General features: G+C 55.3%; 1 protein-coding gene. It reads left to right on the top strand.

Annotation, left to right across the window (positions count from 1 at the left end; genetic code table 11):
• Window positions 1-309, top strand: a 309-nt coding sequence (locus tag P0G09_RS17785) for a hypothetical protein (RefSeq protein ID WP_275253332.1), incomplete at both ends; no start/stop codon positions are given.

Here is a 309-nt window from a genome sequence, read left to right on the forward strand (position 1 = left end):
GATGTGGAGCACTACGACGAGGATAAAGACGATTGGAGCACCGGCTATTACGGCACCGGCAGCCGCCATCAGGTAACGGACGATGTGTTCCACAAGCTGGAGACCGGCGAAGAGTTCACCCGGGATGACTTTATCAAGGCGGAACTGGCGCTGCAGGATGCCAAGCTGGAAGCCGGCATCGATCTTGAAAAGGAGAAGAGCCCGGGCCTCTTTGGTAAGTATCACGATTGGAAAAAGAACCGCGTAAGGCACAAGGTGAACAAAAAGAAGTACCTTCTGCTCTGCCTGTTTCTGGGCTGGTGCGGCGGC

Origin of the sequence: Faecalibacterium sp. DFI.5.82, from assembly GCF_029076575.1 — a bacterium.
Lineage (GTDB): Bacteria > Bacillota > Clostridia > Oscillospirales > Ruminococcaceae > Faecalibacterium > Faecalibacterium duncaniae.